The sequence below is a fragment of the Streptomyces iranensis genome, from assembly GCF_017874715.1.
Lineage (GTDB): Bacteria > Actinomycetota > Actinomycetes > Streptomycetales > Streptomycetaceae > Streptomyces > Streptomyces iranensis.
In genome coordinates this window covers 312,070-337,145 of record NZ_JAGGLR010000001.1, presented here as the reverse complement: position 1 = coordinate 337,145, position 25,076 = coordinate 312,070, and the positions used below count along the sequence as shown (strand labels likewise).

At 72.9% G+C, this 25,076-nt stretch carries 21 protein-coding genes; 13 read left to right on the top strand and 8 right to left on the bottom strand.

All coding sequences use genetic code 11. The annotated features are described in order from the left end of the window. Positions 1–304 precede the first annotated feature (304 nt). From J2Z30_RS01495 to J2Z30_RS01475, 5 genes are all read left to right on the top strand, one after another. Entirely contained in the window at positions 305–1,558 is a 1,254-nt protein-coding gene (locus tag J2Z30_RS01495; protein WP_078956957.1) for an NAD(P)/FAD-dependent oxidoreductase, read from the top strand. 114 nt (positions 1,559–1,672) lie between these two features. Next, positions 1,673–2,038, top strand: coding sequence for an Rv2175c family DNA-binding protein (locus J2Z30_RS01490; RefSeq protein WP_044576833.1), 366 nt, complete (start codon positions 1,673–1,675; stop codon positions 2,036–2,038). Positions 2,039–2,283: 245 nt separating this feature from the next. Next, the gene (thiE, locus tag J2Z30_RS01485) at positions 2,284–2,979 is read left to right on the top strand and encodes a thiamine phosphate synthase (protein WP_044576834.1); all 696 of its coding nucleotides are present in this window, start codon (positions 2,284–2,286) and stop codon (positions 2,977–2,979) included. Positions 2,980–3,239: 260 nt separating this feature from the next. Then, a complete protein-coding gene (gene metF / locus J2Z30_RS01480; protein WP_044576837.1) occupies positions 3,240–4,157 on the top strand; it encodes a methylenetetrahydrofolate reductase [NAD(P)H] in 918 nt (305 codons plus the stop codon). Between the two features lie 40 nt (positions 4,158–4,197). Then, entirely contained in the window at positions 4,198–5,289 is a 1,092-nt protein-coding gene (locus J2Z30_RS01475) for a membrane protein (RefSeq protein ID WP_044576839.1), read from the top strand. A gap of 118 nt (positions 5,290–5,407) precedes the next feature. Here the strand turns inward: J2Z30_RS01475 and J2Z30_RS01470 are convergent, their stop codons facing one another. The 4 genes from J2Z30_RS01470 to J2Z30_RS01455 form a co-directional block, all read right to left on the bottom strand. Next, entirely contained in the window at positions 5,408–6,964 is a 1,557-nt protein-coding gene (locus J2Z30_RS01470; RefSeq protein ID WP_044576841.1) for a phytoene desaturase family protein, read from the bottom strand. Positions 6,965–7,296: 332 nt separating this feature from the next. Further along, positions 7,297–7,917, bottom strand: a complete 621-nt coding sequence (locus J2Z30_RS01465) for a TetR/AcrR family transcriptional regulator (RefSeq protein ID WP_020872057.1) — start codon at positions 7,915–7,917, stop codon at positions 7,297–7,299. 35 nt (positions 7,918–7,952) lie between these two features. Continuing rightward, positions 7,953–10,037: a YhgE/Pip family protein gene (locus J2Z30_RS01460; RefSeq protein WP_044576844.1), complete on the bottom strand. Its 2,085-nt coding sequence runs from the start codon at positions 10,035–10,037 to the stop codon at positions 7,953–7,955. Beyond that, complete coding sequence (locus tag J2Z30_RS01455; protein ID WP_044576847.1) at positions 10,009–10,860, bottom strand: ATP-binding cassette domain-containing protein; 852 nt, start codon at positions 10,858–10,860, stop codon at positions 10,009–10,011. The genes J2Z30_RS01460 and J2Z30_RS01455 overlap by 29 nt, the downstream gene beginning before the upstream one ends. 192 nt (positions 10,861–11,052) lie before the next feature. Here J2Z30_RS01455 and J2Z30_RS01450 point away from each other — a divergent pair, with 192 nt between their 5' ends. The 3 genes from J2Z30_RS01450 (at position 11,053) to J2Z30_RS01440 (ending at position 13,331) form a co-directional block, all read left to right on the top strand. Then, the gene (locus tag J2Z30_RS01450; RefSeq protein ID WP_044576850.1) at positions 11,053–11,583 is read left to right on the top strand and encodes an SAV_6107 family HEPN domain-containing protein; all 531 of its coding nucleotides are present in this window, start codon (positions 11,053–11,055) and stop codon (positions 11,581–11,583) included. Between the two features lie 301 nt (positions 11,584–11,884). Beyond that, positions 11,885–12,667 carry a methyltransferase gene (locus tag J2Z30_RS01445; protein WP_044576853.1) on the top strand — a complete coding sequence of 261 codons (783 nt, stop codon included), beginning with the start codon at positions 11,885–11,887 and terminating at the stop codon, positions 12,665–12,667. Between the two features lie 271 nt (positions 12,668–12,938). After that, entirely contained in the window at positions 12,939–13,331 is a 393-nt protein-coding gene (locus J2Z30_RS01440; RefSeq protein WP_044576856.1) for an SCO2097 family morphological protein, read from the top strand. A 169-nt stretch (positions 13,332–13,500) separates the two neighbouring features. On the opposite strand, the gene J2Z30_RS01435 is transcribed toward J2Z30_RS01440, so the two are convergent. From J2Z30_RS01435 to J2Z30_RS01420, 4 genes are all read right to left on the bottom strand, one after another. Further along, positions 13,501–15,933 (bottom strand): transglutaminase TgpA family protein, encoded by a 2,433-nt coding sequence (locus tag J2Z30_RS01435; protein ID WP_044576857.1) that lies wholly within the window; start codon positions 15,931–15,933, stop codon positions 13,501–13,503. After that, positions 15,930–17,318, bottom strand: coding sequence for a DUF58 domain-containing protein (locus tag J2Z30_RS01430; RefSeq protein WP_044576860.1), 1,389 nt, complete (start codon positions 17,316–17,318; stop codon positions 15,930–15,932). The genes J2Z30_RS01435 and J2Z30_RS01430 overlap by 4 nt, the downstream gene beginning before the upstream one ends. Further along, the gene (locus tag J2Z30_RS01425; protein ID WP_044576862.1) at positions 17,318–18,370 is read right to left on the bottom strand and encodes an AAA family ATPase; all 1,053 of its coding nucleotides are present in this window, start codon (positions 18,368–18,370) and stop codon (positions 17,318–17,320) included. Before J2Z30_RS01425 ends, J2Z30_RS01430 begins: the two co-directional genes overlap by 1 nt. Before the next feature lie 220 nt (positions 18,371–18,590). Further along, entirely contained in the window at positions 18,591–19,145 is a 555-nt protein-coding gene (locus J2Z30_RS01420; RefSeq protein WP_044576865.1) for a beta-class carbonic anhydrase, read from the bottom strand. A gap of 409 nt (positions 19,146–19,554) precedes the next feature. Between J2Z30_RS01420 and rsmH the strand changes: the two genes are divergently transcribed. The 5 genes from rsmH to J2Z30_RS01395 are packed head-to-tail and all read left to right on the top strand — an operon-like array spanning position 19,555 to position 25,050. Continuing rightward, entirely contained in the window at positions 19,555–20,517 is a 963-nt protein-coding gene (gene rsmH / locus J2Z30_RS01415) for a 16S rRNA (cytosine(1402)-N(4))-methyltransferase RsmH (RefSeq protein WP_044576869.1), read from the top strand. Then, positions 20,514–21,101, top strand: a complete 588-nt coding sequence (gene ftsL, locus J2Z30_RS01410) for a cell division protein FtsL (RefSeq protein ID WP_044576871.1) — start codon at positions 20,514–20,516, stop codon at positions 21,099–21,101. Before rsmH ends, ftsL begins: the two co-directional genes overlap by 4 nt. A gap of 8 nt (positions 21,102–21,109) precedes the next feature. After that, on the top strand, positions 21,110–21,298 hold the full coding sequence (locus tag J2Z30_RS01405; protein WP_044576873.1) for a hypothetical protein: 189 nt from the start codon (positions 21,110–21,112) through the stop codon (positions 21,296–21,298). Further along, positions 21,295–23,277: a peptidoglycan D,D-transpeptidase FtsI family protein gene (locus J2Z30_RS01400; RefSeq protein WP_078956958.1), complete on the top strand. Its 1,983-nt coding sequence runs from the start codon at positions 21,295–21,297 to the stop codon at positions 23,275–23,277. Before J2Z30_RS01405 ends, J2Z30_RS01400 begins: the two co-directional genes overlap by 4 nt. A gap of 12 nt (positions 23,278–23,289) precedes the next feature. After that, positions 23,290–25,050: a UDP-N-acetylmuramoyl-L-alanyl-D-glutamate--2,6-diaminopimelate ligase gene (locus J2Z30_RS01395; RefSeq protein WP_044576880.1), complete on the top strand. Its 1,761-nt coding sequence runs from the start codon at positions 23,290–23,292 to the stop codon at positions 25,048–25,050. Positions 25,051–25,076: the final 26 nt, after the last annotated feature.

The window sequence follows — 25,076 nt, the reverse complement described above, 5'->3', positions numbered from 1 at the left end:
CACCCGGCGTCTCCGGCGTTCGGGGAGCGGGGCCGGGCGCGGAGCGCCATAACCCAGCCTCTCCGGCGTTTGAGGAGCGGGGCCGGGGGCGGAGCCCCGGTGGGGGCCGAGGGGGCGCAGCCCCATCGTTTCGGGAAGGGGCGGGGTGGGGGCTCACCGCCGGAGGCGCCCACAACCCGCACCCCGCCCACCCCGTCCGGCCCCCTCCCACCCCCGTCCGACCCCCGCCCGGCCCCCCGCTCTGTGTCCGACCTCTCGTAAGCCACTCTCCAGTCCGCCCCACCAGCCGCAATACAGTGATCGTGTGAGCGATGAGACGACGACGAAGCCGTCCTCGAACGGCGCCGGACAGCGCGTGGTGATCGTCGGCGCGGGCATGGCGGGAGTGCAAACCGCCGTCGCGCTGCGCGAACAGGGCTGGACCGGGGAGATCGTCCTGCTGGGCGCGGAGCCCCACCAGCCCTATGACCGGCCCCCGCTGTCCAAGGCCGTACTGCTCGGAAAGGCCGAGGGCTCGACGCTCGACGTGGACTTCGCCGGGCTCGGCATCGGCCTGCGCCTCGGCGTCCAGGTCACCGGCCTGCGCCCGGACAAGCGGCTCGTCGAGACCGCGACCGGCCAGCTCCCGTACGACGTCCTGGTGATCGCCACCGGCGCCGAGCCGATCCCGCTGCCGGGCAGCGAAGGAGAGCCCGGCGTCCATCTGCTGCGCACGCTGGACGACGCCGAGCGGCTGCGCCCGGTGCTCGCCCGGCAGCGCGAGGTCGCGGTCGTGGGGGCGGGCTGGATCGGCGCGGAGTTCGCCACGGCCGCGCGCGAGGCGGGCTGCGCCGTGACCGTGGTCGAGGCCGCCGACCGGCCGCTGGCGGGCGCGCTCCCGGCCGAGGTCGCGGCCCCCATGTCGGCCTGGTACGAGGACTACGGCGCCCGGCTGGTCACGGGCGCCCGAGTGGCCTCCGTCGACGAGAGCGGGCTGCTGCTCGGCGACGGCACCCGGCTGCGCGCGGGCGCGGTGGTCGTCGGGATCGGGGCCCGGCCCGCCACGGACTGGCTGGCGGGCTCGGGCGTGGAGCTGGCCGAGGACCGGTCCGTCGCCGCCGACGACCGGCTGCGTAGCTCCGTGCCGGACGTCTACGCGGTCGGCGACTGCGCCTCCTTCCCGTCCGCCCGCTACGGATCGCGGCTGCTGGTGCACCACTGGGACAACGCGCTCCAGGGGCCGCGCACCGTCGCCGCCAACGTGGTGGGGAGCCGGACGGCCGCGCACTTCCCCGGTGTGGTGTACGACCCGGTGCCGTACTTCTGGTCCGAGCAGTTCGGGCGCTTCGTGCAGTACGCCGGGCACCACTCGGAGGCCGATGAGCTGGTCTGGCGCGGCGATCCGGCCGGTGCCGCCTGGTCGGTGTGCTGGCTGCGCGAGGGCGCCCTGGTCGCCCTGCTGGCCGTCGGCCGTCCGCGCGATCTGGCTCAGGGGCGCAAGCTGATCGAGCGCGGCGCCCGGCTGGACCGGACGCGGGCCGAGGACCCCTCGGTGCCGCTGAAGTCGGCCGTCCTCTGACCGGCGGGCAGACCGCCGATCGGCCGTCGGCCGGGACCCCGGGGGGCGGGGCGGGTGGCCCGCGCGGCGGGCGCCCGGCTACCCACTGTCAGTCCCAGATGGCAGGCTTGTTCCGTGACCGAGATTGACGCAAAGATCGATGCTCTCGTCCCCGCCTGGCTCACCCTCCCCGACGTCGCCGAACGACTGGGGGTCGAGGTGACGCGCGTCCGGCAGCTAGTCAAGGAGGGCCAGCTGATCGCCGTGCGCCGTGGCGAGAACAGGGTCCTTCAGGTGCCCGAGGAGTTCATCGGTGACGGAAAGGTCGTCAAGGGCCTCGTGGGGACCTTGACGCTTCTGAAGGACGACGGCTTCAGTGACGAAGAGATGCTGGAGTGGCTCTTCACCCCCGACCCGAGCCTGCCCGGCACCCCGGCACAGGCGCTGAGCGAGAATCGCGGTACGGAAGTGAAGCGGCGCGCTCAGGCCCTCGCCGTCTGACGCCGTCTGCGCGCCGTCTGACGCCGTCAGCGCCCAGCTTTCCGTGGCTTTCCGTACGGGGCTCGTACACAGCCCGTACGGGGCCTGTACAGGGCTGGTCGTTTTCGCGCAGGCTCCGCGCTCTCGCCGTCGTTGTCGCACCTGACCGCACCCTGATCGCAATCTGATCGAACCCTGATCGCACCTGGCGTACGGGCCGGGCTCCACCCACGGCCCGTACGCCGCCCGACCCTCCGGGGGGACCCATGTCCACCACCGCCACCACCGCCACTTCCACCACCGCCGCCGCCACCACCGCCACCGCTCGCGAGCAGCTGGCCGACGCCCGCCTCTATCTGTGCACCGATGCCCGGAAGCGCCAAGGCGATCTGCCGGAGTTCCTGGACGCCGTCCTGGGGGCGGGGGTGGACATCGTCCAGCTCCGGGACAAGGAGATGGAGGCGGCCGAGGAACTGGAACACCTCCAGGTCTTCGCGGACGCCTGCCGTCGGCACGGCAAGCTGCTGGCCGTCAACGACCGGGCCGATGTCGCGCATGCCATCGGCTCGGATGTACTCCATCTGGGCCAGGGCGATCTGCCGGTGCCCGCGGCGCGCGCGATCCTCGGCGAGGACGTGCTGGTCGGGCGCTCCACCCACGCGGAGGCGGAGGTGGACGCGGCGGCCGTCCAGTCCGGTGTGGACTATTTCTGCACCGGCCCCTGCTGGCCCACCCCGACCAAGCCGGGCCGCACCGCCCCGGGGCTGTCCCTGGTGCGCCACGCCGCCGCGCTGGGCACGGAGCGGCCGTGGTTCGCCATCGGCGGAATCGACGCCTCCAACCTGGATCAGGTCCTGCAGGCGGGCGCCCGCCGCATCGTCGTGGTCCGGGCCATCACGGCCGCCGACGACCCGGCGGGGGCGACGGCTGAGCTGGCGAAGCGGGTCCGCGCGGCGGCCTGATCGGGTCCGGCCTGACCGGGTCCGGCCCGACCGGGATGGGGTCCGGCCCGAGCGGGATGTGGCGCGGCCCGACCGGCGTGGGAGCGCCCCGCGGCCCGGCCCGGCTTTTCACCTGGGCTTCACCCACCTTTCATCCGGCCCGGCCCGTCCGCCGGTCGAACGCGTACGGAACTGTCCGCACTGCGGACAGAAAGCTGGCAAAACCCCCATATCTCCGAGGTCGGGTGGGCGTAGCCGGGCCGGGTCGATAGCCTGCACATATGGCCCTAGGCACCGCTTCCACCAGGACCGATCGCGCCCGAACCGTGCGCGATCTGCTCGCGTCGGGCGAGCAGTCGTATTCCTTCGAATTCTTCGCCCCCAAAACGGCGAAGGGCGAGCAGACGCTGTGGAACGCCATCCGCAGGCTGGAAGCCGTCTCGCCCACCTTTGTCTCCGTGACCTACGGAGCCGGCGGTTCCTCCCGCGAGGGCACCGTCCGTGCCACCGAGCGCATCGCGACGGACACCACGCTCACCCCCGTCGCCCATCTGACCGCGGTCAATCACTCCCGGGCCGCGCTGCGCAACATCATCGGGCAGTACGCCGGCGCCGGGATCCGGAACATGCTGGCCCTGCGCGGCGACCCGCCGGGCGATCCCATGGGAGAGTGGGTCCAGCACCCCGACGGTCTCAACTACGCCGCCGATCTGGTCCGGCTGATCAAGGAGTCCGGCGACTTCTGCGTCGGCGTGGCCGCGTTCCCCGAGATGCACCCCCGCTCGACGGACTGGGACACCGACATCCGTCACTTCATCGACAAGTGCCGCGCGGGCGCCGACTTCGCCATCACGCAGATGTTCTTCTACCCCGAGGACTATCTGCGGCTGCGTGACCGGGTCGCCGCAGCGGGCTGTACGACACCGATCATCCCTGAGATCATGCCGGTCACGAACGTCAAGCAGATCGAGCGGTTCGCACAGCTCAGCAATGCCGCGTTCCCGCCCGAACTGGCTGAGCGGATCCTGGCGGTGAAGGACGACCCGGCGGCTGTACGCTCGATCGGGATCGACTACGCCACGAAGCTGTGCGCGCGGTTGATGGCCGAGGAGATCCCCGGGCTGCACTTCATTACCCTGAACCACTCCACGGCGACGCTGGAAATCTACGAGAATCTGGGACTGCATCAGCGGTCCTGATGACGGCAGCCGACGGGCGGCCGCACTGAGAGGGGCGGGCATGGGCTGGACGGTCCTCTACATCGCTTTCGGCGTCGTCGCGCTATGGCTGCTCGGAGAGGTCCTCCTGCAGTACAAGGCGCGGCTCCGCTGGCGGCTGCTGGCCTTCGTGGGCTTCCTGGGCGTGGTCCTCGGTGTGCTGATCCCGTCGGTTCCGGTGATCGGGGTGGGCGCGATCGCCTTCGCCGTCGGCCAGACGTATGTGACGCTCTCCTTCCGGCGCGGTTTCGCCGCGGGCTGGGCGCTGAGCGGCGGGCTGCCGGGGCTGCTCGGGCGCGAGGGGAGGGGCACCCGGCCGGACGACGCGGACAAGGAGCCGATCCTCGAGATCTCGGACCTGGAGGCGGTCCCGGCGGCGCGGCCGGAGCCCCCCGCGTACCAGCCGGAACCGCCCGCGTACCAGCCGGAACCGCCCGCGTACCAGCCGGAGCCCCCCGCGTACCAGCCGGAGCCGCCCACCTACCAGCCGCAGCCGATGCCCGACGACACTGGCGAGTACGGCGTCTACGAGGAGCCGTCCCCCTTCACCCCGGCCTCGGGCGGATACAACGAGGCGACGGCGGACGGCTACAGCGCGTACGAGACGTACGGCGGCTATGGCGCGCAGCAGGACCACAGCCAGGGGCAGGGCCACAACTACGGCCAGGACGTCTACGCGGACCAGATGGGCCAGGCCGGGCAGTACGGCTATGGGAACGAGGCGTACGCGGCCTACGGCCAGGACCCGTACGGCGCCGCCCAGCCCCAGGCCCAGCCCTACGACCAGCAGACTTACGGCCAGCAGACGTACGACCAGCAGGCGTACGGCCAGCAGCAGTACGCCGACCAGTACGCGGCCTACGGCCAGCAGGATCCGTACGGCGGGACCTACGGGGGCGGCGACCACTGGGCGGCCGAGGCCGGCTACGCCTCGCCGGACCCGGCCTACGACGTGATGCAGTCCGGCGGGCCCTGGGTACCGCAGCAGCGCGAGGGCGACGCCGCGCCCCCGGCGGACCAGCAGGCGTACCCGTACCAGCAGCAGCACCAGGGCCAGAACCAGGGCCAGAACCAGGGCTACCCCCAGGGCTTCGACGAGCAGTACCGCTACTGAGCTCCGCCGACAGGTGGGTGCCGCTCCCGGGAGCGGCACCCACCTGCGCGTTTGCGGGGCCCGCGCTACTCGTTTCCCGGGCCCGCGCCACGGCTGGGACGCGCCGCTCGGGCCCGCGCTACTGGGAGCCGCGCCATTCCCCGCCCTCGACGATCAGCCCGGCCACCAGCGCGCCCGACATCCCGGCGTGGGCGAGCCCGCCGCCCGGATGGGCCCAGCCGCCCGCCAGATACAGACCCGGTATCCGGGTGGCATTGGCGGGCCGCAGAAACGCGCCGTCCGCCCCGGCGAGCACCGGGCCCGGGACGCCACCGCCCCGGGCGCCCGTCTCCGCCGCGGTGTCGGCGGGTGTGCGGACCTCATGCCACAGCAGCCGCCCCCGCAGATCCGGTATCGCGGCCTCGGCGGCCGTGATCAGCCGCTGGGCGTCCTGCTCCGCCGCCGCGCCGTCCGTCCAGTCCACCGGGCCGTGCGGGGCGACGACGGCGGTAAGGGTGACGGCCTCGTGCTCCGCGTCCGGGCGCACCGTGGGGTCGTCCGGCCGCAGCACGGTCACCGTGGGCCGGGGGCAGGGCTCGCGGAGCCCCTGGCCGTCGCCGAAGACGGCGGCCAACTCCGCGTCGCGGTCCGGGGCGTGGACCACGGTGCGGTGCGCGGTGTCCTCGGGGCGGGCGCCGCGCAGCGCCAGAAAGACGGTCAGCCGCCCCGGTGTGCCGCCGCCCGCGCCGGGCTCCGGCCGCACGTCCCCCTCCCGCCAGGGCTGCTGCCCGCCGAGCAGTGGGGGCAGCAGCGCGGGGTCGACGCCCGAGACCACCGCGTCGGCCTCCGCGACGCCGCCGTCGGCCAGCTCCACACCCGCCGCACGGCCGTCCTTCTCCACGATGCCGGTGACCTCGGCCTCGAAGTGGAACTCCACCTTCCGCTGACGGCAGCGCTCATGGAGAGCATCGGCGAGCGCCCGCATCCCCCCGCGCACATACCAGGTGCCGAAGGTCTGCTCGACGTAAGGCAGCACGGTGGCCGCGGCGGGGGCTGAGCGCGGGTCCAGGCCGTGCGCCAGCGCATGGCTCTCCAGGAGGGCCACGGCGCGCGGATCCCCCAGCTCACGGCGGGCCACCTCGGCGAGCGTGGGCGGCCCGGCGGCGCCGCCCCGGCGGAACAGGCCGCCGAGCCGGCCGCGCCGCACGGGGGCGGCCGGATAGGGGTCGCGGCCCAGAACCCGCCAGTTGGCGCGCAGCGGCTCCTCCAGGAGCGGTCTGCGGGTGGCGTCCCACACCTCTCGCGCCCGGTTGACCAGATCGCTCCAGCGCTCGCCCGCGCCCGCGCCGAAGGCGCCGTCCAGCGCCTGGAGCACCCCGGCCCGCGAGGCGTTGGGCAGCCGGACGTCCGTGCCGTCGGCGAAGAGGTGCCGGCTCGCCGGGTCGACCTGGACGAGCTCGACGCTCTGCTCCAGGGTCTGCTTGCCGGTCTTCATGAACAGATCCCGGTGGACGGCGGGCAGATGGAGCAGCCCCGGGCCCGTGTCGAAGCGGAAGCCGTCCCGCTCGAAGCGGCCGACCCCGCCGCCATGGGTGTGCCCGCGCTCGTACACCACCACCCGGTGGCCCGCCACGGCCAGCCGGGCGGCCGCCGCCATGGCGCCCATCCCGGAGCCGATCACCACAATCCGTGCCATGACCGTGACTTTATCCGCCCCCACCGACAGCCGGGTCACCGCGCCTGGGGACGAACGCGCAGAGCTGAGTACGCGTACTCAGCCGGGGAGATGAGTAGCCGCGCGGATGGGCCGCCACCTGCGCGGACGAGAGAGTGGAGCACACGGAAGGGCGCGCGCCGCACCGCCGGCACGGGGCGGCGGAACGGCGCGGGCCCGGACGAAAGGTGGGAGTCACCGGGAGTCTCCGGACCAGGAGCCTCCAACGGGGGAAGTACGGGGGAGTTACGGGGGGAGGCGCTGTTCCGGTCAGGTCGATGAAAGTCGATCTGCCGGAACAGCGCCTTCTGCTTTCACCCCGAGGCCACGGTCCCGCCGACGCGGCCCTGCAGCAGCCGTGACAGCGCCGCGTGCACATCCTCCAGCGACCGCTCCGGCTGATAGGACTGCCAGTCCAGCGCGGCCACCAGCACCATCCCGAACAGCGCCGAGGCCGTCAGCGGGATGTCGATGTCCTCGCTGAGCTCATGCGTGGCCACCCCGGCCCGCAGCTCGGCCTCGATCACCGCTATGGCCCGCTGCCGGACCATCATCAAGGTGGACTGCCAGGCGCGGTTGGTGCGCCACAGCTCGGCCACGTACAGCTGGGTGAGCGACGGATAGCGGGAGATGAAGTCGAGCCCGGCCCGGACCATGGCGTCCAGCGCGTCCACATGGCTGCCGCCGCGCTCGGCGTTCTCGTCGGCGGCGGTCTGGAGCGAGGCGGTCAGCAGCTCGATGCCGTGCTGCAGCAGCTCCTCGAAGAGCACGGTCTTGCTGGCGAAGTTGTAGTACACCGTGCCCTTGGCCACCCCGGCCCGCTCGGCGATCTCGTCCACGGTGGTGGAGGAGAAGCCCTGTTCCGCGATGAGGGTGACCGCTGCCTCGAAGAGTTTCTGCCGGGTGGCCTGGCGGCGCGTGCTGCTGCTGTCCATGGCGCCGATTCTGCCCGTTGTCGATGTTATCCCGCTCACAGGCTCAGCTCCGGGTGCAGCCGGTCCACCGTCCACACCTGCCGGCGCCGCGCCGACCAGGTGGTGAGCGCCAGGGCGGCCGCGGTGAATCCAAGGAGCACTCCGCAGGCCAGCCACACCGGTCCGAGCCCGCCGCCGGTGATGAGCCGGCGCAACCCGTCCACCACGTAGGTCATCGGCAGGAAGGGGTGGATGGCGTTGAAGAAGCGCGGACTGGTCTGCACCGGATAGGTGCCGCCCGCCGAGGTCAGCTGGAGCATCAGCAGGGCCAGTACCAGGATCCGGCCGGCCGGTCCGAAGCGGGCGTTCAGCCACTGCACGATCGCCGCGAAACAGGCCGTCACCAGCATCAGGAAGCCGAGTGTGCCCGCGGCCCGCACCATCTCGAGGCCGATCGCCCAGTGCAACACCGCCATCAGGGCCAGCGTCTGGAGCACACCGATCGCGGCGACCGGCAGCCAGCCCGCGAACGCGATCCGCCAGGAGGATGCGCCCGCCGCCAGCGCGCGCCCGTTGAGCGGCTTGATCAGCATGTAGGCCACCATCGCGCCGACCCACAGGGAGAGCGGGATGAAGTACGGGGCGAAGCCCGTGCCGTAGTTGGGCGCCTTGTGCAGCGCCTGGTTGACCAGTCGCACCGGATCCGACATCACCTCCGTACGGGCGTCCCGGTCCTGCTTGCCGTAGTCGGGGATCTTGGCCGCTCCGTCGTGCAGACCGCCGGAGAGCTTCCCGGAGCCGTCCACGAGCCGGTACATCCCGCCGCCCAGGGTGTCCGCGCCGCCGCGCGCCTTACCGACGCCACTGTCGAGGTCGGACGCGCCGGTCTTGGCGGTGCTCAGCCCGGTGTGCAGGGTTCCGGCGCCCTTGGCGACCTTCCGCGCCCCGGAGTTGAGGGTGTTGACCTTCCGTACGGCGGAGTCCAGGTCGGTGTCCAGGTGCGGGGCGTTGCGCGCGAGCCACAGCGCCTGGTCGTGCAGGTCGTCCAGATGGCCGCCAAGGGCGTCGAGTTGGCCGGTGTGGTCCTGGACCAGCTTGTTGACGTCCTCGGCCACGTCGGCGGCGGTGTCGGCCGCCGTCACCGACTTCTTCAGCGCGGGGCAGTCCGGGTCGGTGGGCACCGCGCCCTCGCAGCGGGTCCGGTGGTCGGCGGCGAGGTCGTCGGACGCCTTACGGGCCTTGGTGGCCGCCGTGGAAGTCTTCTCGGGCAGGGTGTCGAGGTTGTCGGACGCCTTCTGGGAGGCGTCGGCGACCAGTTGGGAGATGTCCCCGATCTCCTTGCCGTGCTCCTTGAGGAACGGGCGGACCTTGGCCGCCACGTCGTTGACCTTGTCGGACAGGGACTGGGTGCCGTCGGCGACCCCGCCCGCGCCGGTCTCCAGCGTCCCGGAGCCCTTGTAGAGCGTGCCGAGCCCGGACTTCAGATCGCGGCTGCCCTCCTTGGCCTTGGCCAGGCCCTTGGCGAGGTCGTCCGCGCCCTTCTTGGCCTTGCCGATGCCCTTACCGAGCTTGTCGGCGCTGTTGGCGGCCTTCTCCGTCTCGCCGTGGATGTCGGCGAAGGAGATGAAGATGTTGTCGTAGAAGCCGCGGGACGCCTTGGTGGAGGCCGCGGCGCGCACTTCGGAGAAGACCGAGCGGGAGATCTGGCCGACGATGTAGTTGTTGGCGTCGTTGGTGCGCACCTTGAGGGCGCCGGTCTCCGGGGACTTCCCGGAGCTGGAGGCGATCTGCCGGCTGAAGTCCGGGGGGACGGTCAGCGAGAGGTAGTACGTGCCGTTCGCGACGCCCTTACGGGCCTCGGCGGCGCTTGTGGGGTGCCATTCGAAGGTCTCGCTGTCGAGCAGCTTGTCGGTGATGTCGTCGCCCGCGGTGAGGTGCTCGCCCTTCACGGAGGCGCCGGTGTCCGAGTTGACGAGGGCGACCGGGATCTTGTTCAGCTTGCCGTACGGATCCCAGAAGGACCACAGGTACAGCGCGCCGTAGAGCAGCGGCAGCAGGAGCAGGGCGGCGAGCGCCGCACGCGGCAGCTTGCCCCTCCCGAACCGCTTCAGCTCAAGCGCGGCGAGTTTCGGCGAGCGCATCCGCCGCCCCCTCCTCGTTCTCGTCGTGTTCGTGTCCTTCGGTGGCGGGCGCGTCGGCCTGCTGGGCCCGGCGAGTCTTCTCGCCGTTCTCGGCGGCTCTGGTGCGCTCGGTGCGGATCACGACCGCGCCGGGCGGGGCCTGGCTGCACACCGCGAGGACCGTGGTGCCGTCCCCCGCGATCTCCCGCAGCAGCGCCCAGGCCCGCTCGCGATCGTCGTCCGAGAGCTTCAGGTCGGCGTCGTCGACGGCCAGCAGCCGCGGCCGGGCGATGAGCGCGAGCGCGATCGACAGCCGCAGCGCCTCCAGCCGCTCCAGGTCCCGCACGGCCGTACGTGACCCCTTGGGCAGCGTGTCGAGGTCCAGCCCGGCGGCCATAAGGGCGGCGTCGATCGCGGCCCGGGACGCGGCGGCCCGCTCCCGGCGCGGACGCAGCAGCCCGCGCGGGGAGTCGGCGAACCGGCGCCGCAGCAGGGCCCGCTCGCGCAGATGCTCGGCGACCGTGAGCACCGGGTCGAGCTCGGTGACGCCCGGCACATGCGCGAGCGCGCTGATCCGGCGTATACGCGCCATCTGTTGGGGCACTCGGAAGCCACCGACACCGCCGTGTCCCTCGGTGGGGCGCATCCGGCCGGTGAGCGTGAGCAGCAGGGAGGTGCGGCCCGAGCCGGACGGGCCCTCGATGGCGATCAGCGCACCCGGGTCGGCGGCGACGTCGGCACCGCGGAACGCCCAGCCGTGCGACCCCCTGACGCCGAGCCCTTCGGCCGTCACCGCCGCCCCCGTCACCGCCGCCCCGATCCCCGCTTCTGGGGTGCCCCCCACACAGATCACTTCCTTGATTTTTGAACTGACTGGTCAGTGCAAAAACCAGTATGGGGCATGGCCGAGCGAGGTGTGGTACCGGGGGTGTTCGCGCTGGTCAGGGCCGATTGTCAGTGGTGTGCCCCACGATGGCCCCATACGGCGGTCGCTTTACCACACGAGTGGCCGCCACGCGACGACAGGAGGTCCGTCATGGCCAGTACCGCCGCAGCGCGCCGGCACCGTGCCGCCGCCCCTGCCCCCTCGTTGACCGGTCCCGCGGGCGATGTCCACCCCGTGCTGCGCCGCGCGTCCGCCCCGCCCGCCGCCGCGGCCCTGCTCACCCAGGCCCATGAGGGTCTGGAGGAGGCCGCCGCGCTCGAGACCCCCAACGAGCGCTTTGCGGCCGCACATCTGGCCGCCCTGCGCACGGCCGCCGCCGTGCTCGCCGTGCGCGGCCGCCCCGAGCCCACCGCGCGCCGCCGCGCCCGGATCCGCAGCGCCTGGGAGGTGCTGCCCGAGGTCGCTCCCGAACTGGCCGAGTGGAGCGCCCTGTTCGCCTCCGGCGCTGAGCGCCGGGCCCGCGCCGAGGCGGGGATACAGGGCGCCGCGAGCCTGCGGGACGCGGACGATCTGCTGCGCGCCACCGCGATGTTCCTCCGCCTGGTGGAGCGCATGCTGATGCTGCAGCCCGCCCTGCCCCACCAGAGGCCGGACGACGAGCCGGGCCCGTCGGGGGCGTGAGGGGCGGCCCGGTATGGGCGCGGGGGCGGCCCTGCATCCGCGCGGGGGTCGTCCGGCGTCCGCGTGGGAGCGGCCTGGTGTCCGCGTGGGGGCGGTCCGGTATCGCGCCGGGGCGGTCGGGTGTCCGCTGGGGGACCGGTATGGGGGACCGGTAGGGGACCGGTGTTCGCGTGGCGCCGGTCCGCCGGCCGTCTCGGCGCGGCCCGCCCCACGGAGGCAATAGGCTGGGAGCGCCGACGTTCAGTAAGCCGTCGTCACCGCCTCCGGGCGGTGACGGCACCGCGCCGAGGAGCCACCCGCCGTGTCAGACCCGCAGCGCCCCCGTGCGTCCCTCCGTACCGCCGTGGTCTGGGAGGTCCTGAAAGACGCCCTGGAACGGCGGGCCAAGGCCACGGGCCGGGAGTCCGCCGGGGGCGGGGCCGTGCACGGCGCGCTGGACGTCCTGGACACCGGCGGCGGCAGCGGCAATTTCGCCGTCCCCGTGGCCCGCCTCGGCCACCGTGTCACCGTGGTCGACCCGAGTCCGAACGCGCTGTTCGCGCTGGAGCGGCGGGCCGCCGAGGCCGGGGTCGCCGACCGGGTGCGCGGGGTCCAGGGCGATGCCCACGGGCTGTTCGACGTGGTCGAGCGGGGCGGTTACGACGTGGTGCTCTGCCATGGCGTCCTGGAGTACGTGGACGACCCCGTCGAGGGCCTGCGGAACGCGGCGGCGGCCCTGCGCCCCGCCGGGACCCTCAGCGTGCTCGCCGCGGGCCTGGGCGGCGCCGTGCTGGCCCGCGCCCTCGCCGGTCACTTCACCGAGGCCCGGCAAGCGCTTACCGACCCCGAGGGCCGCTGGGGCTCCGGGGACCCGATGCCGCGCCGCTTCACCGAGGACCAGCTGTCCGGGCTGGTACGCGCGGCCGGTCTGGAGATCGCCGCGGTGCACGGGGTGCGGGTCTTCGCCGATCTTGTCCCCGGAGTGCTCGTGGACACCGAGCCCGGGGCGCTGGACGCCCTGTTGCAGCTGGAGGAGGCCGCCGCCGAGCTGCCCGCCTTCCGCTCCGTCGCCACTCAGCTGCACGTTCTCGCCGAGCGGGACTAGAGCGCTCCTCCCGCCCCACCCGACGACGGGCGCCGCAGGTGGAGTCGGCCACAGGAGACCCGATCGGACGCCCGGCGCCGTATGATCGGGGTACACCGTCCGGCATGGCCAATCGGCGGGAGGGGAATGGACGTCTCAGCGTCAACTTTCGCCACGCCCGAAGGGGTGGGCGAATTGGCGTTGAGGGGCGGGTTTCACGGGGGCGATTCCCTGCCTATCCTGAAAGGGTCGCACCCGGTCGCCCCCCGCGACCGACGAGTAGGAGGACTCCGTGCCGCTCTCGGAGCACGAGCAGCGCATGCTCGAGCAAATGGAGCGAGCGCTGTACGCCGAAGATCCCAAGTTCGCGACAGCGCTTGAGGGAAGCGGCCTGCGAACGTACACCCGGCGACGGGTCTACCAGGCGGTCGCGGGTTTTCTGGTGGGCATCGCACTCCTCATGGTCGGGGTGATCGTTCCCCAGATCTGGATCAGCGTGGTGGGCTTCCTGATCATGCTGGGATGCGCGGTGCTCGCGGTGACCGGTTGGCGCAAGGCTCCCAAACCCGGCGAGGCACAGCGTGACGGCGGGGCGGCTCCCCGCCGTCAGGGCCGTCAGCGCCGCTCGATGATGACACGCATCGAGGAGCGGTGGCAGCGGCGCCGTGATGAGCAGGGCCACTGAGAATTCACGGATGAGCGGTTGAGGGGCGGTCGCCGACTGGCGACCGCCCCTCAACCATGCGGTGCGCTTCCGCGCCGCGGCCCTTCGTCCCTACGGTGGCCCCGCACGTCCCCGCACGCCCCCGCACGCCACAGGGCCGGGGCCGCAGGCGCTCAGGGCCGCGCGGGGATCAGTTCTCCTGCTGGCCGCGCGGGGTCCGGAGCTGGGAGGCCCAGCGGGCCCAGCGGGGCGCTCCCCACCGATCGACCAGCGCGGACCAGCGCTGTCCGGCCGCCCACACCAGCTGGGCCGCGGACCGCGGGGCCAGCAGCGCCCGCAGCCGCTCCCGCCGCCCCGCCTCGGCCCGGAATCCGGCCAGCACCAGCCGGACGTCGTCCGCGACGCCCGTGACCGGGCGCGGCTGTGGTGCGTACAGCACCTGCTCGACCGCCTCGGCCACCCGCTGCGCCGCCCGTGCCGGTTCGTCGTCGAGCCCGGCGATCCGCACCATGCGGGCCACCGCTCTGCGCGAGGTCAGCGAGTCGTCCGGCAGTACGCCGAAGTCCCAGGCCGAGTCGGTGAGTTCACGCCATGCGGCGAGCACCCGGTCGGCGGCGTCCTGTTCGGTGCGCCCGCCCGAGCCGTTCAGTCTGCGGGTCCGTATCCGCCGCCGCCACAGCATGGGCAGCAGGGGCACCACGGCCAGCAGCACCGCCAGCGAACTCCAGCTGGTGACCTTGGTGGCCGACCAGCCCCCGCCCGAGGCGCCGTTGTCCGGCTGCTGGGCCGCGGCGCCGCCACAGGTGCCCAGCTTCTTCATGTCCGGGGAGCAGCTGTCGGACGCGGTCGGCGCGGCCGTCGGCTCGGAGGTCTCGGTGGGCTCGGTGGTGGGCTCGTCGGTCGGGGTGCCCGAGGGCGTCTGCTCCATCGTGTAGTCGGGCTGGGTGCCCCGGCTCGGGGTGGGCTCGAAACGGGTCCAGCCCACGCCCTCGAAGTACAGCTCCGGCCAGGCGTGCGCGTCCTTCAGGCCCACCGACACCGAGCCGTCCGCCTGGGCGGTGCCGGGGGTGAACCCGACCGCGACCCGCGCCGGAATGCCCAGCGTCCGGGCCATCGCCGCCATCGAGAAGGAGAAGTGGACGCAGAAGCCCTCCTTCTGCTTCAGGAACCGGACGATGGCGGCCGAGCCGCTGCCGGACTGCACCTGGGTGTCGTAACGGAACCCTCCGTTCACCGCGAACCAGTCCTGGAGCTTGACCGCCTTCTCGTACGCGTTCGCCGCGCCGGCGGTCACCTCCCGCGCCGTACGGGCCACCACGGACGGCAGCGAGTCCGGCACCTCGGTGTACTCCTTCCGCAGCCGGGAGGGCGGTGCCGGGGCGGCCGCCAGCTGGTCGGCCGTCGGCTCCACCAGCAGGCTGGTGGCCCGGTAGCGCGCGCCCCGGGTGGTCTGGCCGCGGTCGCCGACCAGTGTGCGGCCCTCCGGCTCATAGCGCCAGCGGCCGTCGATCTCGACCCTGGACGCGGGGTAGGGGAGGGGCAGCCAGTTCTGCGCGTACCAGTCGGCGGCCGAGACCGAGGTGTCGATCGAGGAGACCCGGACCGAGGGGCCGAGCCCGGCGGGCGAGGGAAGCTGACTGGGCACATCGGTGACATGCCGCTCGGACGACTTCCACGAGGTGCCGTCGAACCGGTCCAGCGCCACGATCCGCAGATAGAGGTCCTGGGTGGTCTGCGAGGAGGTGCGATAGCGCAGCACCTCCTTGTTCTCCGGCTGGTTCAGGCTGTCCTGGAGCGACACCAGCGGATTGACCGCCGAGATCGTGCCGCCGCCGCTGCCCGCCCCGCCGTTGCTGCCCTGCCGGTCCAGCAGCCCGCCGTCCAGTGACGGCAGCACCGCGGGCACCGCGAGCGCGATGCCCAGCGCCAGCACGCCGATCCGGCGGCCGGTGCGGACCGGGGCGAGCGCCGGACTGCCTCCGGCCCCGGCCAGGCCCGAGGGCGGCATACCCGCCGGATGCGGGGCTCCGCCGCTGAACACCCGGCCCCACTGGGACAGCCGGTCCCGGCCCTCGGCCAGGAGCAGCAACAGATAGCCGGCCGCCGCCAGCAGGAACCACAGCCAGTCGCTCCCGTCGTCGGACAGACCGGCCGCGACCGAGTAGAGCGCGAGCAGCGGAAGCCCGGCGGGGGCCGCGCTGCGGTACGTCACCGCGAGCGCGTCGACCACCAGGCCGATCACCAGCACCCCGCCCACCAGCATCAGCCGGATGCCGTCGGTGAGCGGCGCGGGGATCGCGTACTGCCCCACGTCGTCGCCGCCGTCGCGCAGCAGCAGCGCGAACTCGTGGAGCGCCTGCGGGCTCGGCAGCAGCCCGCCCAGCGCCTGGTCGTGTGCGAAGACCAGGGTGAGCAGCAGCAGCGTCACCACGGCCTGCGCGGCCAGCGTCAGCGGGCGGGCCAGCGGCACCCGGCGGGCCGCCACGCCCGCGGCGCTCTGGACCGTCAGCAACAGGACGGCCTGCAACAGCCAACTCGCCGGATCCACCAGCGGCAGCAGCGCACAGGCCGCCGCCACCGTGGCCAGCGCCGCACATATCGCGAGCCGAACGCTTCCACTCATGTCCAGCTCCCTGTCATGCCGCCGACCGCGCGGCTTCCGGCGTCCGCCCGGGTGGCGCCCTGGGCGTCGGCCTGCCGCCACAGCCGCGCCAGCGAGGTCCCGGGGCCGACCGGCAGCGCCGTCCACCCCGCCTCGCGCAGCCGCCGCAGCCGGTCCTCCAGCTCCTGTGTGCTCCCGAACTCCGCTCCGCGTGACCAGGCGGCGCCGTCCAGCACAAAGGCCACCGCGGCCGTGGTGCGGTGGCGCATCCGGGCGGCCATCGCCGCCTGCCCCTCGTCCAGATCGCCCAGGAAGGCCACCAGCAGCCCCTCACCGCCGCCGCGCAGCACCTCATAGGCGGGCGAGAGCCCTCCGCCGTCGGAGTGGTCCACCACGGCGAGGGTGTCCAGCATCAGCCCGGCCGTCTCCGCCGAGTCATGGGTGGAACCGGTGAAGCCGCCTCCGCCGTCCGGGCCCGGCACCGAGCTTCCGGTGTCGGTCAGCAGCCGGACCGCATAGCCCCGCTCCAGCAGGTGGACCGCGGCCGAGGCCGCCCCGGAGACCGCCCATTCGAAGGCCGAGTCCGGCCCCGAGCCGTAGTGGGCGGTGCGCCGGGTGTCCAGCAGCACGGTGCAGTGGGCCCGCTGCGGCTGCTCCTCCCGGCGGACCATGAGCTCCCCGTAGCGCGCGGTGGAGCGCCAGTGCACCCGGCGCAGATCGTCGCCTATGCGGTAGCCACGTGGGATGACATCGTCCTCACCGGCCAGGGCCAGCGAACGGTGCCGCCCGTCCCCGTACCCCGCGGCCTCACCGGTCAGGCGCACCGGTGGCAGCGGCTCGACCCGGGGCACCACCGTGAGCGTGTCGTAGGCGCTGAAGGCGCGGGTGAGTTCGCACATCCCGAACGGATCGCTCAGCCGCAGTTGGAGCGGGCCCAGCGGATAGCGGCCGCGCAGATCCGAGCGGACCCGGTAGGACACCTCGCGGCGGCCGCCCGGCTCCACCCGGTCCAGTACGAACCTCGGGCGCGGCCCCAGCACATAGGGCACCCGGTCCTGGAGCATCAGCAGCCCGGTGGGCAGCCGCGAGACATTGTCCATCCGCAGGTGCACCCGGGCCTCGGAGCCCGCGGGCACCCGCGCGGGCGCGAGCCGTCGGCTGCCCGCCACCCGGTACCGGGTGCGGTAGACCACGGCCACGCAGACCAGCGGCAGCGCTGCCAGCAGCAGCCCGACCCGCAGCAGATCCGCCTGGCCCAGGACATAGCTGCACACCGCGGCGGCCACCCCGGCGGCCAGGAAGGAACGGCCGCGGGTGGTCAGGCCGGCGAGGGCGGCCCGCAGCCCGCCCTGCTGCTCGCCGGTGCCGGGCCCCTCGGGACCCAGGTCCGTCCCCCCTGCGGCCATCACAGCCTCCGCGCGCCCGGCTGCTGCCGCCCGAAGTCGGCCGGGGGCATGGGCGGCATGGGGGGCATCCCGCCCGCGCCGCGCTGGGCGGAGGTGGGCACCGGGGTGCGCTGCACGATGTCCGCGACGACCTGCTCGGAGGTGCGGCGGTTCAGCTGGGCCTGCGCGGTGGGCAGCAGCCGGTGGGCCAGCACCGCGACGGCGAGGGTCTGCACATCGTCCGGCAGCGCGAAGTCCCGCCCCGCCAGCGCGGCCGACGCCTTGGCGGCCCGCAGCAGATGCAGCGTGGCGCGCGGCGAGGCGCCCAGCCGCAGATCGGGGTGGTTGCGGGTGGCGGCCACCACGTCCACCGCGTAACGCCGGACGGCCTCGGCGACGTGCACCGAGCGCACCGCCTCGATCAGCTTGACGATCTCATGGGCGTGCGCCACGGGCTGCAGGTCGTCCAGCGGGGACACCCCGCCGTGGGTGTCCAGCATCTGGAGCTCGGCCTGCGGGCTGGGGTACCCGATGGAGACACGGGCCATGAAGCGGTCGCGCTGCGCCTCGGGCAGCGGATAGGTGCCCTCCATCTCGACGGGGTTCTGCGTGGCCACCACCATGAAGGGGTTGGGCAGCTCGTAGCTTTCCCCGTCGATGGTGACCTGGCGCTCCTCCATCGACTCCAGCAGCGCGGACTGGGTCTTGGGCGAGGCGCGGTTGATCTCGTCGCCGATCACGATCTGGGCGAAGATGGCGCCCGGCTTGAACTCGAACTCCTTGCGCTGCTGGTCGAAGATGCTCACGCCGGTGATGTCGGACGGCAGCAGGTCCGGGGTGAACTGGATCCGCCGCACGGAGCAGTCGATGGACCGGGCGAGCGCCTTGGCCAGCATCGTCTTGCCCACGCCCGGGACGTCCTCGATCAGCAGATGCCCCTCGGCGAGCAGCACGGTCAGCGAAAGCCGTACGACCTCGGGCTTGCCCTCGATCACACCCTCCACCGACCTGCGGATCCGATCCGCTGTGGTGGTCAGATCGCTGAGGCTCGCTCGCTCGTCATAGGTCGTCACCCGGCCCTCCTCGGCCCGTTCTCAGGGCCGTTGCCCTCGGAACGGACCGGCCCACCGCAAACGCTGACACCGGCCCCCCGCGTGGTTGCGGGGGACGATGTCACCTATGCATTCTTGCGGTCTCCGCGGCCTCGCGTCACTCGGCTGTGGATAACCCGGGGTTATTTGTCACGCTTGTACGAGTTCGAGTGCTGAATCCCTTCCGTATCTCCAGCACCTCTCACGTCCGCGGCGTGACCTCCCGCAGCAGACCCGTCGTCACATCGAAGATGAAGCCGCGGACGTCGTCGGTGTGCAACAGGAACGGCGAGGTGCGCACCCGCTGCATCGACTGGCGGACGTCGGCGTCGAGGTCCTTGAACGCCTCCACCGCCCACGACGGGCGCTGTCCCACCTCCTCCTCCAGCTCGTGCCGGAAGTCCTCGGTGAGGTTCAGCAGACCGCAGCCGGTGTGGTGGATGAGCACGACGCTGCGGGTTCCGAGGGCCCGCTGGCTGATGGTCAGGGACCGGATGATGTCGTCGGTGACCACACCGCCCGCGTTGCGGATGGTGTGGCAGTCGCCCAGCTCCAGGCCGAGTGCCTCGTGCAGGTCCAGACGGGCGTCCATGCACGCGACGACGGCGACGCGCCGCACCGGCCGCGCGTCCATCCCCGGGTCGGTGAACTTGTCGGCGTAACTGCGGTTGGCCTCCACGAGGCTGTCGGTGACCGTGTCTCCCGTGCGGGCGTCGCGGTCGGTGGACGGGTTCGGCTGCGGCGCTGATATCGACATGATGACGACGCTACCTCTCACCAGGGAATTTTGTCTTCTCTTTAGGTAGGGCAAACGAGGGCAACGGGGTGGGCCGAAGGGGTGATGTGAGGCAATCCACAACCCCCCGCGCCCCGCGGTCCGGTGCCCAGGGGAGGGGATACCACCCCCGGGGCGGGACGCGCAGGCCGGTTGGTTGACCGAAGGGACGAGTGGACTAAAGTGGCGCGAAGTGGGAGGCGTGACGCTCCCCTCGGATCCCGGAATTTCGCGTGAGCGCGGTGCGTACGTACCCCTCGGCCTCCTCCCGCTCCGGTCGCCTGACGTCACTTCCCCGGCGCCAGTAGGCCACTTCCCCTTCAGAGCGGGTGGGGACCCGGCGGTGCGTATCATCCTCGCCCGATCCTCAGAAGGGCGCACGAGCAGCGCAATGAGCAGTAACGCTCTCCATGTTCCCGTCATGCTCCAGCGCTGCCTGGACATGCTGGCCCCCGCTCTCGCCCGGCCCGGCGCGGTCGTGGTCGACTGCACCCTGGGCCTCGGCGGCCACAGCGAGGCGCTGCTGCGCGACTTCCCCGAGGCCCGGCTGATCGCCCTGGACCGCGACCCGTCCGCACTGCGGCTCGCCGGGGAGCGGCTCGCCCCTTACGGCGATCGGGCGACGCTGGTCCACGCGGTCTACGACGAGTTGCCCGAGGTCCTCGACCGGCTCGGCGTCCCGCGCGTCCAGGGGATCCTCTTCGACCTCGGCGTGTCGTCCATGCAGCTGGACGAGGCCGGGCGCGGCTTCGCCTACGCCCAGGACGCCCCGCTGGACATGCGGATGGACCAGACCACCGGAGTCAGCGCGGCGGAGGTGCTCAACACCTATCCGCCGGGCGACCTGGTGCGCATCCTGCGGACGTACGGCGAGGAGAAGTTCGCCAAGAAGATCGTGGACGCGGTGGTGCGCGAGCGCGCCAAGGAGCCGTTCACCAACAGCGCCCGGCTCGTCGAGCTGATCCGCGAGGCCCTGCCACAGGCGGCCAAGCGCACCGGCGGCAATCCGGCCAAGCGCACCTTCCAGGCGCTGCGGATCGAGGTCAACGGCGAGCTCGCGGTCCTGGAGCGGGCCATCCCGGCGGCCGTAAGGGCGCTCGCGGTCGGCGGGCGGATCGCCGTGCTGTCGTATCACTCGCTGGAGGACCGCCTGGTCAAGCAGGTGCTCGCGGCCGGTGCCAGCAATACGGCGCCCCCGGGGCTGCCGGTCATCCCCGAGCAGTACCAGCCCCGGCTGAAGCTGCTCACCCGTGGCGCGGAGCTGCCCACCGAGGAGGAGATCGCCGAGAACCGGCGGGCCGCCCCGGCGCGGTTCCGGGGGGCGGAGCGCATCCGGGAAGAGGTCGCCCCATGAGCGCGCGGGGGGCGGGCCCGAAAGGACGGCCGGCGCCGGGCGCCACCACGGCCAGGCGCACGCCCTTCGTGCTGCTCGTCGTGGTCCTGCTCGGCTCCGGCCTGATCGCGCTGCTGCTGCTGAACTCCTCCCTCAACCAGGGGTCGTTCGAGCTCACCAGACTGGAGAAGCAGACCAAGGAGCTCACCGACGAGCGCCAGGCCCTCCAGCAGGACGTGGACCAGCTCTCCGCGCCCGACGAGCTCGAGCGGCGCGCCCGGGAGCTGGGGATGGTGCCCGGCGGTACCCCCGCCTTCCTCAACCCGGACGGCTCGGTCAGCGGAGTGCCCGCCCCGGCCACGGGGCAGCCCTCGGTGCTCGGCGGCCCCGGCCGGGTGCTGCCGCCCTCGCTCGGCACCACGCCGTCCCAGGCGTCGCCCGTCCGGTCCGAGGCGTCGCCTACGCCGTCCGCCCTCGCGCCGCCGGCGCCGCTGTCCGCCACGGCCTCGGTGGCCCCGTGGGGGCTGCCCACCGGCCCCTCCGCCTCGGCATCCGCCTCCCCCTCCGCCTCCGCCTCCGCGAACTCCACCCCGGCCCCTCAGTAGGTGACACGGTGACGCGATCCCCAGCCTGCGCCCAGCCCACCCCGCCCGCGCGGACGACCGCCCGCGCCCGGTGGACGGCCACCGAGCCGTGGGCGGCCACCGACCCGTGGACGGCCACCGAGCCGAGGGTGCCCACCGACCCGAGGGCGGCCACCGACCCGAAGGTGGCCACCGACCCGAGCGCGGCCGTCGCGTGAGCGCCCCCCAGGACCCCCGCCGCCGTGGAGTGCCCGGCCCGGCCGGTCCGCGCGGCGACCGCCGCCCACGCCAGGACCCGGCGCGGCGTCCCGGCGACCGACCCGGAAAATCTTCCGGCCGTCCGGCCCCGCGCCCCCGGCCCGGCGCTCCCCAGCAGCTGCGGCTGGGCAGCCCGCGCCCCCGGCTGCGGCTGATCAGCCTCGGCCTCACCCTCGTCATGCTGGTCTTCGTCGTACGGCTGCTGCAGGTGCAGGCGGTCGACGCCGGCGCCTACGCGGCCAAGGCCAACGTCAACCGCTACATCCCGGTGAAGCTGTCCGCCGAGCGCGGCTCCATCACCGACCGCAACGGTGTCGACCTGGCGACCACGGTGGACGCCTACGACATCACCGCCGCCCCCGACCTCCTCACGCCCAAGACGGCCAAGTCCCACGACGCGCCCCGCCAGGCCGCGGCCCTGCTCGCGCCGATCCTCGGCAAGGACCAGGCGGACCTGGAGAAGAAGCTCACCGACAACCCCAGGTCGCAGTACGTCGTACTCGCCCGGCAGCAGTCCCCGCAGGTCTGGAACCAGATCAAGGACCTGAAGAGCGCCATGGACGACGCGGCGGCCAAGGGCAAGGGCACCAATGTCCTGGCCGGGGTGAACCGCGAGGCGCACAGCAAGCGGGTCTATCCGAACGGGGACCTCGCCGCCGGGATACTGGGATTCGTGGGCGCCGACGGACGCGGCTCCGCGGGGCTCGAGCAGCAGCTCAACAAGAAGCTCGCGGGCAAGGACGGCAAGCGCGTCTACGCCCAGTCCGGCGGCCACCAGGTGCCCACCGGCGACGTCAGGGAGCAGCCCGCGGTCCCCGGCAGCGACTACGAGCTGACCATCGACCGGGACATCCAGTGGGCAGCCCAGAGCGCCATCGCCGACCAGGTGCGCAAGTCCGGGGCCGACCGCGGCTACGTCGTCGTCCAGGACACCCGCACCGGGCAGCTCCTGGCCATGGCCAACGCCCCCGGCTTCGATCCCAACGACATCACCACCACGAACGCCGACGCCCTGGGCAACGCCGCGGTCTCCGACGCCTACGAGCCCGGCAGCGTCAGCAAGCTGATGTCCATGGCCGCGGTCCTCCAGGAGGGCGTGGCGCGCTGGGACACCCATGTGGTGGTCCCCAACCGGCTGCCGCGCGCCGACCGGGCCTTCGCCGACGACATCGACCATTCGACCTGGTACCTCACGCTCAACGGCGTGCTCGCCAAGTCCAGCAACATCGGCACGATCCTCGCCACCGAGCAGCTGGCCAAGACCAAGCGGCAGAAGAACCAGATCCTCTACTCCTACCTGCGCAAGTTCGGGCTCGGCCAGCCCACCGGGCTCGGCCTCCCCGGCGAGACCCCGGGCATCCTGGCCAAGCCGCAGGACTGGAGCGCCTCGCAGCAGTACACCATCCCCTTCGGCCAGGGGCTTTCGCTCAACGCCGTCCAGGCGGCCTCGGTGTACTCCACCATCGCCAACGGGGGCGAGCGCATCGCGCCCACTCTCGTCCGCGGCGCCAGGGGGGCCGGCGGCGACTTCACCGCCGCGCCCGCCCCCAAGAAGACCCGTGTCGTCAGTAAGGAGACCGCGAAGACGCTCGCCGAGATGCTGGAGTCGGTCGTCGACGATCAGCAGGGCACCGGCGCCAAGGCGAAGATCCCGGGCTATCTTGTCGCGGGCAAGACCGGCACCTCCAACCGGGTGGACCCCAAGACCGGCCGCTACCGCGGCTACACCGCGTCCTTCGCCGGCTTCGCCCCGGCCGACAAACCTCGGCTGACGGTCTACTGTGCCGTTCAGAACCCGACCAAGGGCAGCTACTTCGGCGGTCAGGTCTGCGGACCGGTCTACAAGAAGGTCATGGAGTTCGGCCTCAAGGCCCTGCAGGTCCCGCCCTCCGGGAAGCAGCCCAAACGGCTCCCGGTGAGCTACAACCCGGGCCAGTGAGCGGGCCCAGCAGTGATGACGATCACGCCGGACCCCGGGAACCACGGTCCGGTACGGCCCCGCACCGCCGCCTCATTTCGCGGGGGAGCGGGTGTCCCGGGTACGCTCACCGCCGTGCCCCACGCTGATCAGTCCCAAACCCCTCAGAAGGACGTTTCTGTGGAATACCCGGGAGCGCCCCGTCCTCTCCAGGTCCGCCCGATCCCGCTGGCGGAGCTGGCGGATCAGCTGGGCGCCGAAGCCCCCGAAGCCTCGGAAGGGGCCGCGGTCACCGGGATCACCCATGACTCGCGGGCCGTACGCCCCGGCGATGTGTACGCCGCGCTGGCCGGTGCCCGCCTCCACGGCGCGGACTTCGCCGCCCAGGCCGCCGACCTCGGCGCGGTCGCGGTGCTGACCGACCCGGCCGGCGCCGAGCGCGCCGCCGCCACCGGCCTGCCGGTCCTCGCGGTGGACGACCCGCGCGGCCGGATGGGCGCGCTGGCCGCCACGATCTACGGCGAGCCGGGTCACGACCTGCTCCAGATCGGCATCACCGGTACCTCCGGCAAGACCACGACCGCGTATCTCATCGAGGGCGGCCTCAAGGCCGCCGCGAAGCACGACGGCGGCCTTACGGGTCTCATCGGCACCGTGGAGATGCGGATCGGCGACGAGCGCATCAAGTCCGAGCGCACCACCCCCGAGGCCACCGACCTTCAGGCCCTGTTCGCGGTGATGCGGGAGCGCGAGGTCCGCTCGGTCGTCATGGAGGTCTCCAGCCACGCCCTGGTCCTCGGCCGCGTCGACGGCTGCGTCTTCGACGTCGCGGTCTTCAACAACCTCAGCCCGGAGCACATGGAGTTCCACTCCGGTATGGAGGACTACTTCCAGGCCAAGGCGCAGCTGTTCACCAGGGCCCGCAGCCGTCTCGGAGTGATCAACTACGACGACGAGTACGGCCGCCGCCTGATCGAGCAGTCCGAGGTGCCCGTCACCACCTTCTCCGCCGAGGGGCACCCCGACGCCCACTGGCGCGCCGCGGACGTCGAGGTGGGCCCGCTCGGCTCGACCTTCACCGCCGTCGGCCCGAACGGTGAGTCCGTACGGGCCGCCGCGCCCCTCCCGGGCCCCTTCAACGTGGCCAACGCGCTCGCCGCCGTAGTCGCGCTCGCCGTCGCCGGGATCGACCCGCAGACGGCCGCCGACGGCGTCGCCGCCGTCCCCGGCGTACCGGGCCGGCTGGAGCGGGTCGACGTGGGCCAGCCCTACCTCGCGGTCGTCGACTACGCCCACAAGACCGACGCCGTGGAGTCGGTGCTGCGTGCCCTCCGTAAGGTGACCGACGGCAAGTTGCACGCCGTCCTCGGCTGCGGCGGGGACCGAGACCGGCTCAAGCGCGGCCCCATGGGCGCCGCGGTGGCCCGGTACGCCGACACGGCCGTCCTCACCTCCGACAACCCCCGCTCCGAGGACCCGCTCGCGATCCTCGCCGCCATGCTCGCGGGCGCCGCCGAGGTGCCCGCCCACGAGCGCGGTGATGTCCTGGTCGAGGAGGACCGGGCCAACGCCATCGCGGCCGCCGTCGCCCGCGCCGAGCCGGGTGACACCGTCATCGTGGCGGGCAAGGGCCACGAGCAGGGCCAGGACATCGCGGGCGTGATCCGGGCCTTCGACGACCGCCAGGTACTCCGCGAAGCCATCGAACTCAGTGAGCGAGCCCGCAGGCGCGATGCCACGCGCCCCGAGGCGAGCCCACAGCACCGGGACAAACACCTAGACCACCAGGGATGACAGACCGCCATGCGCGCACCAGCCCC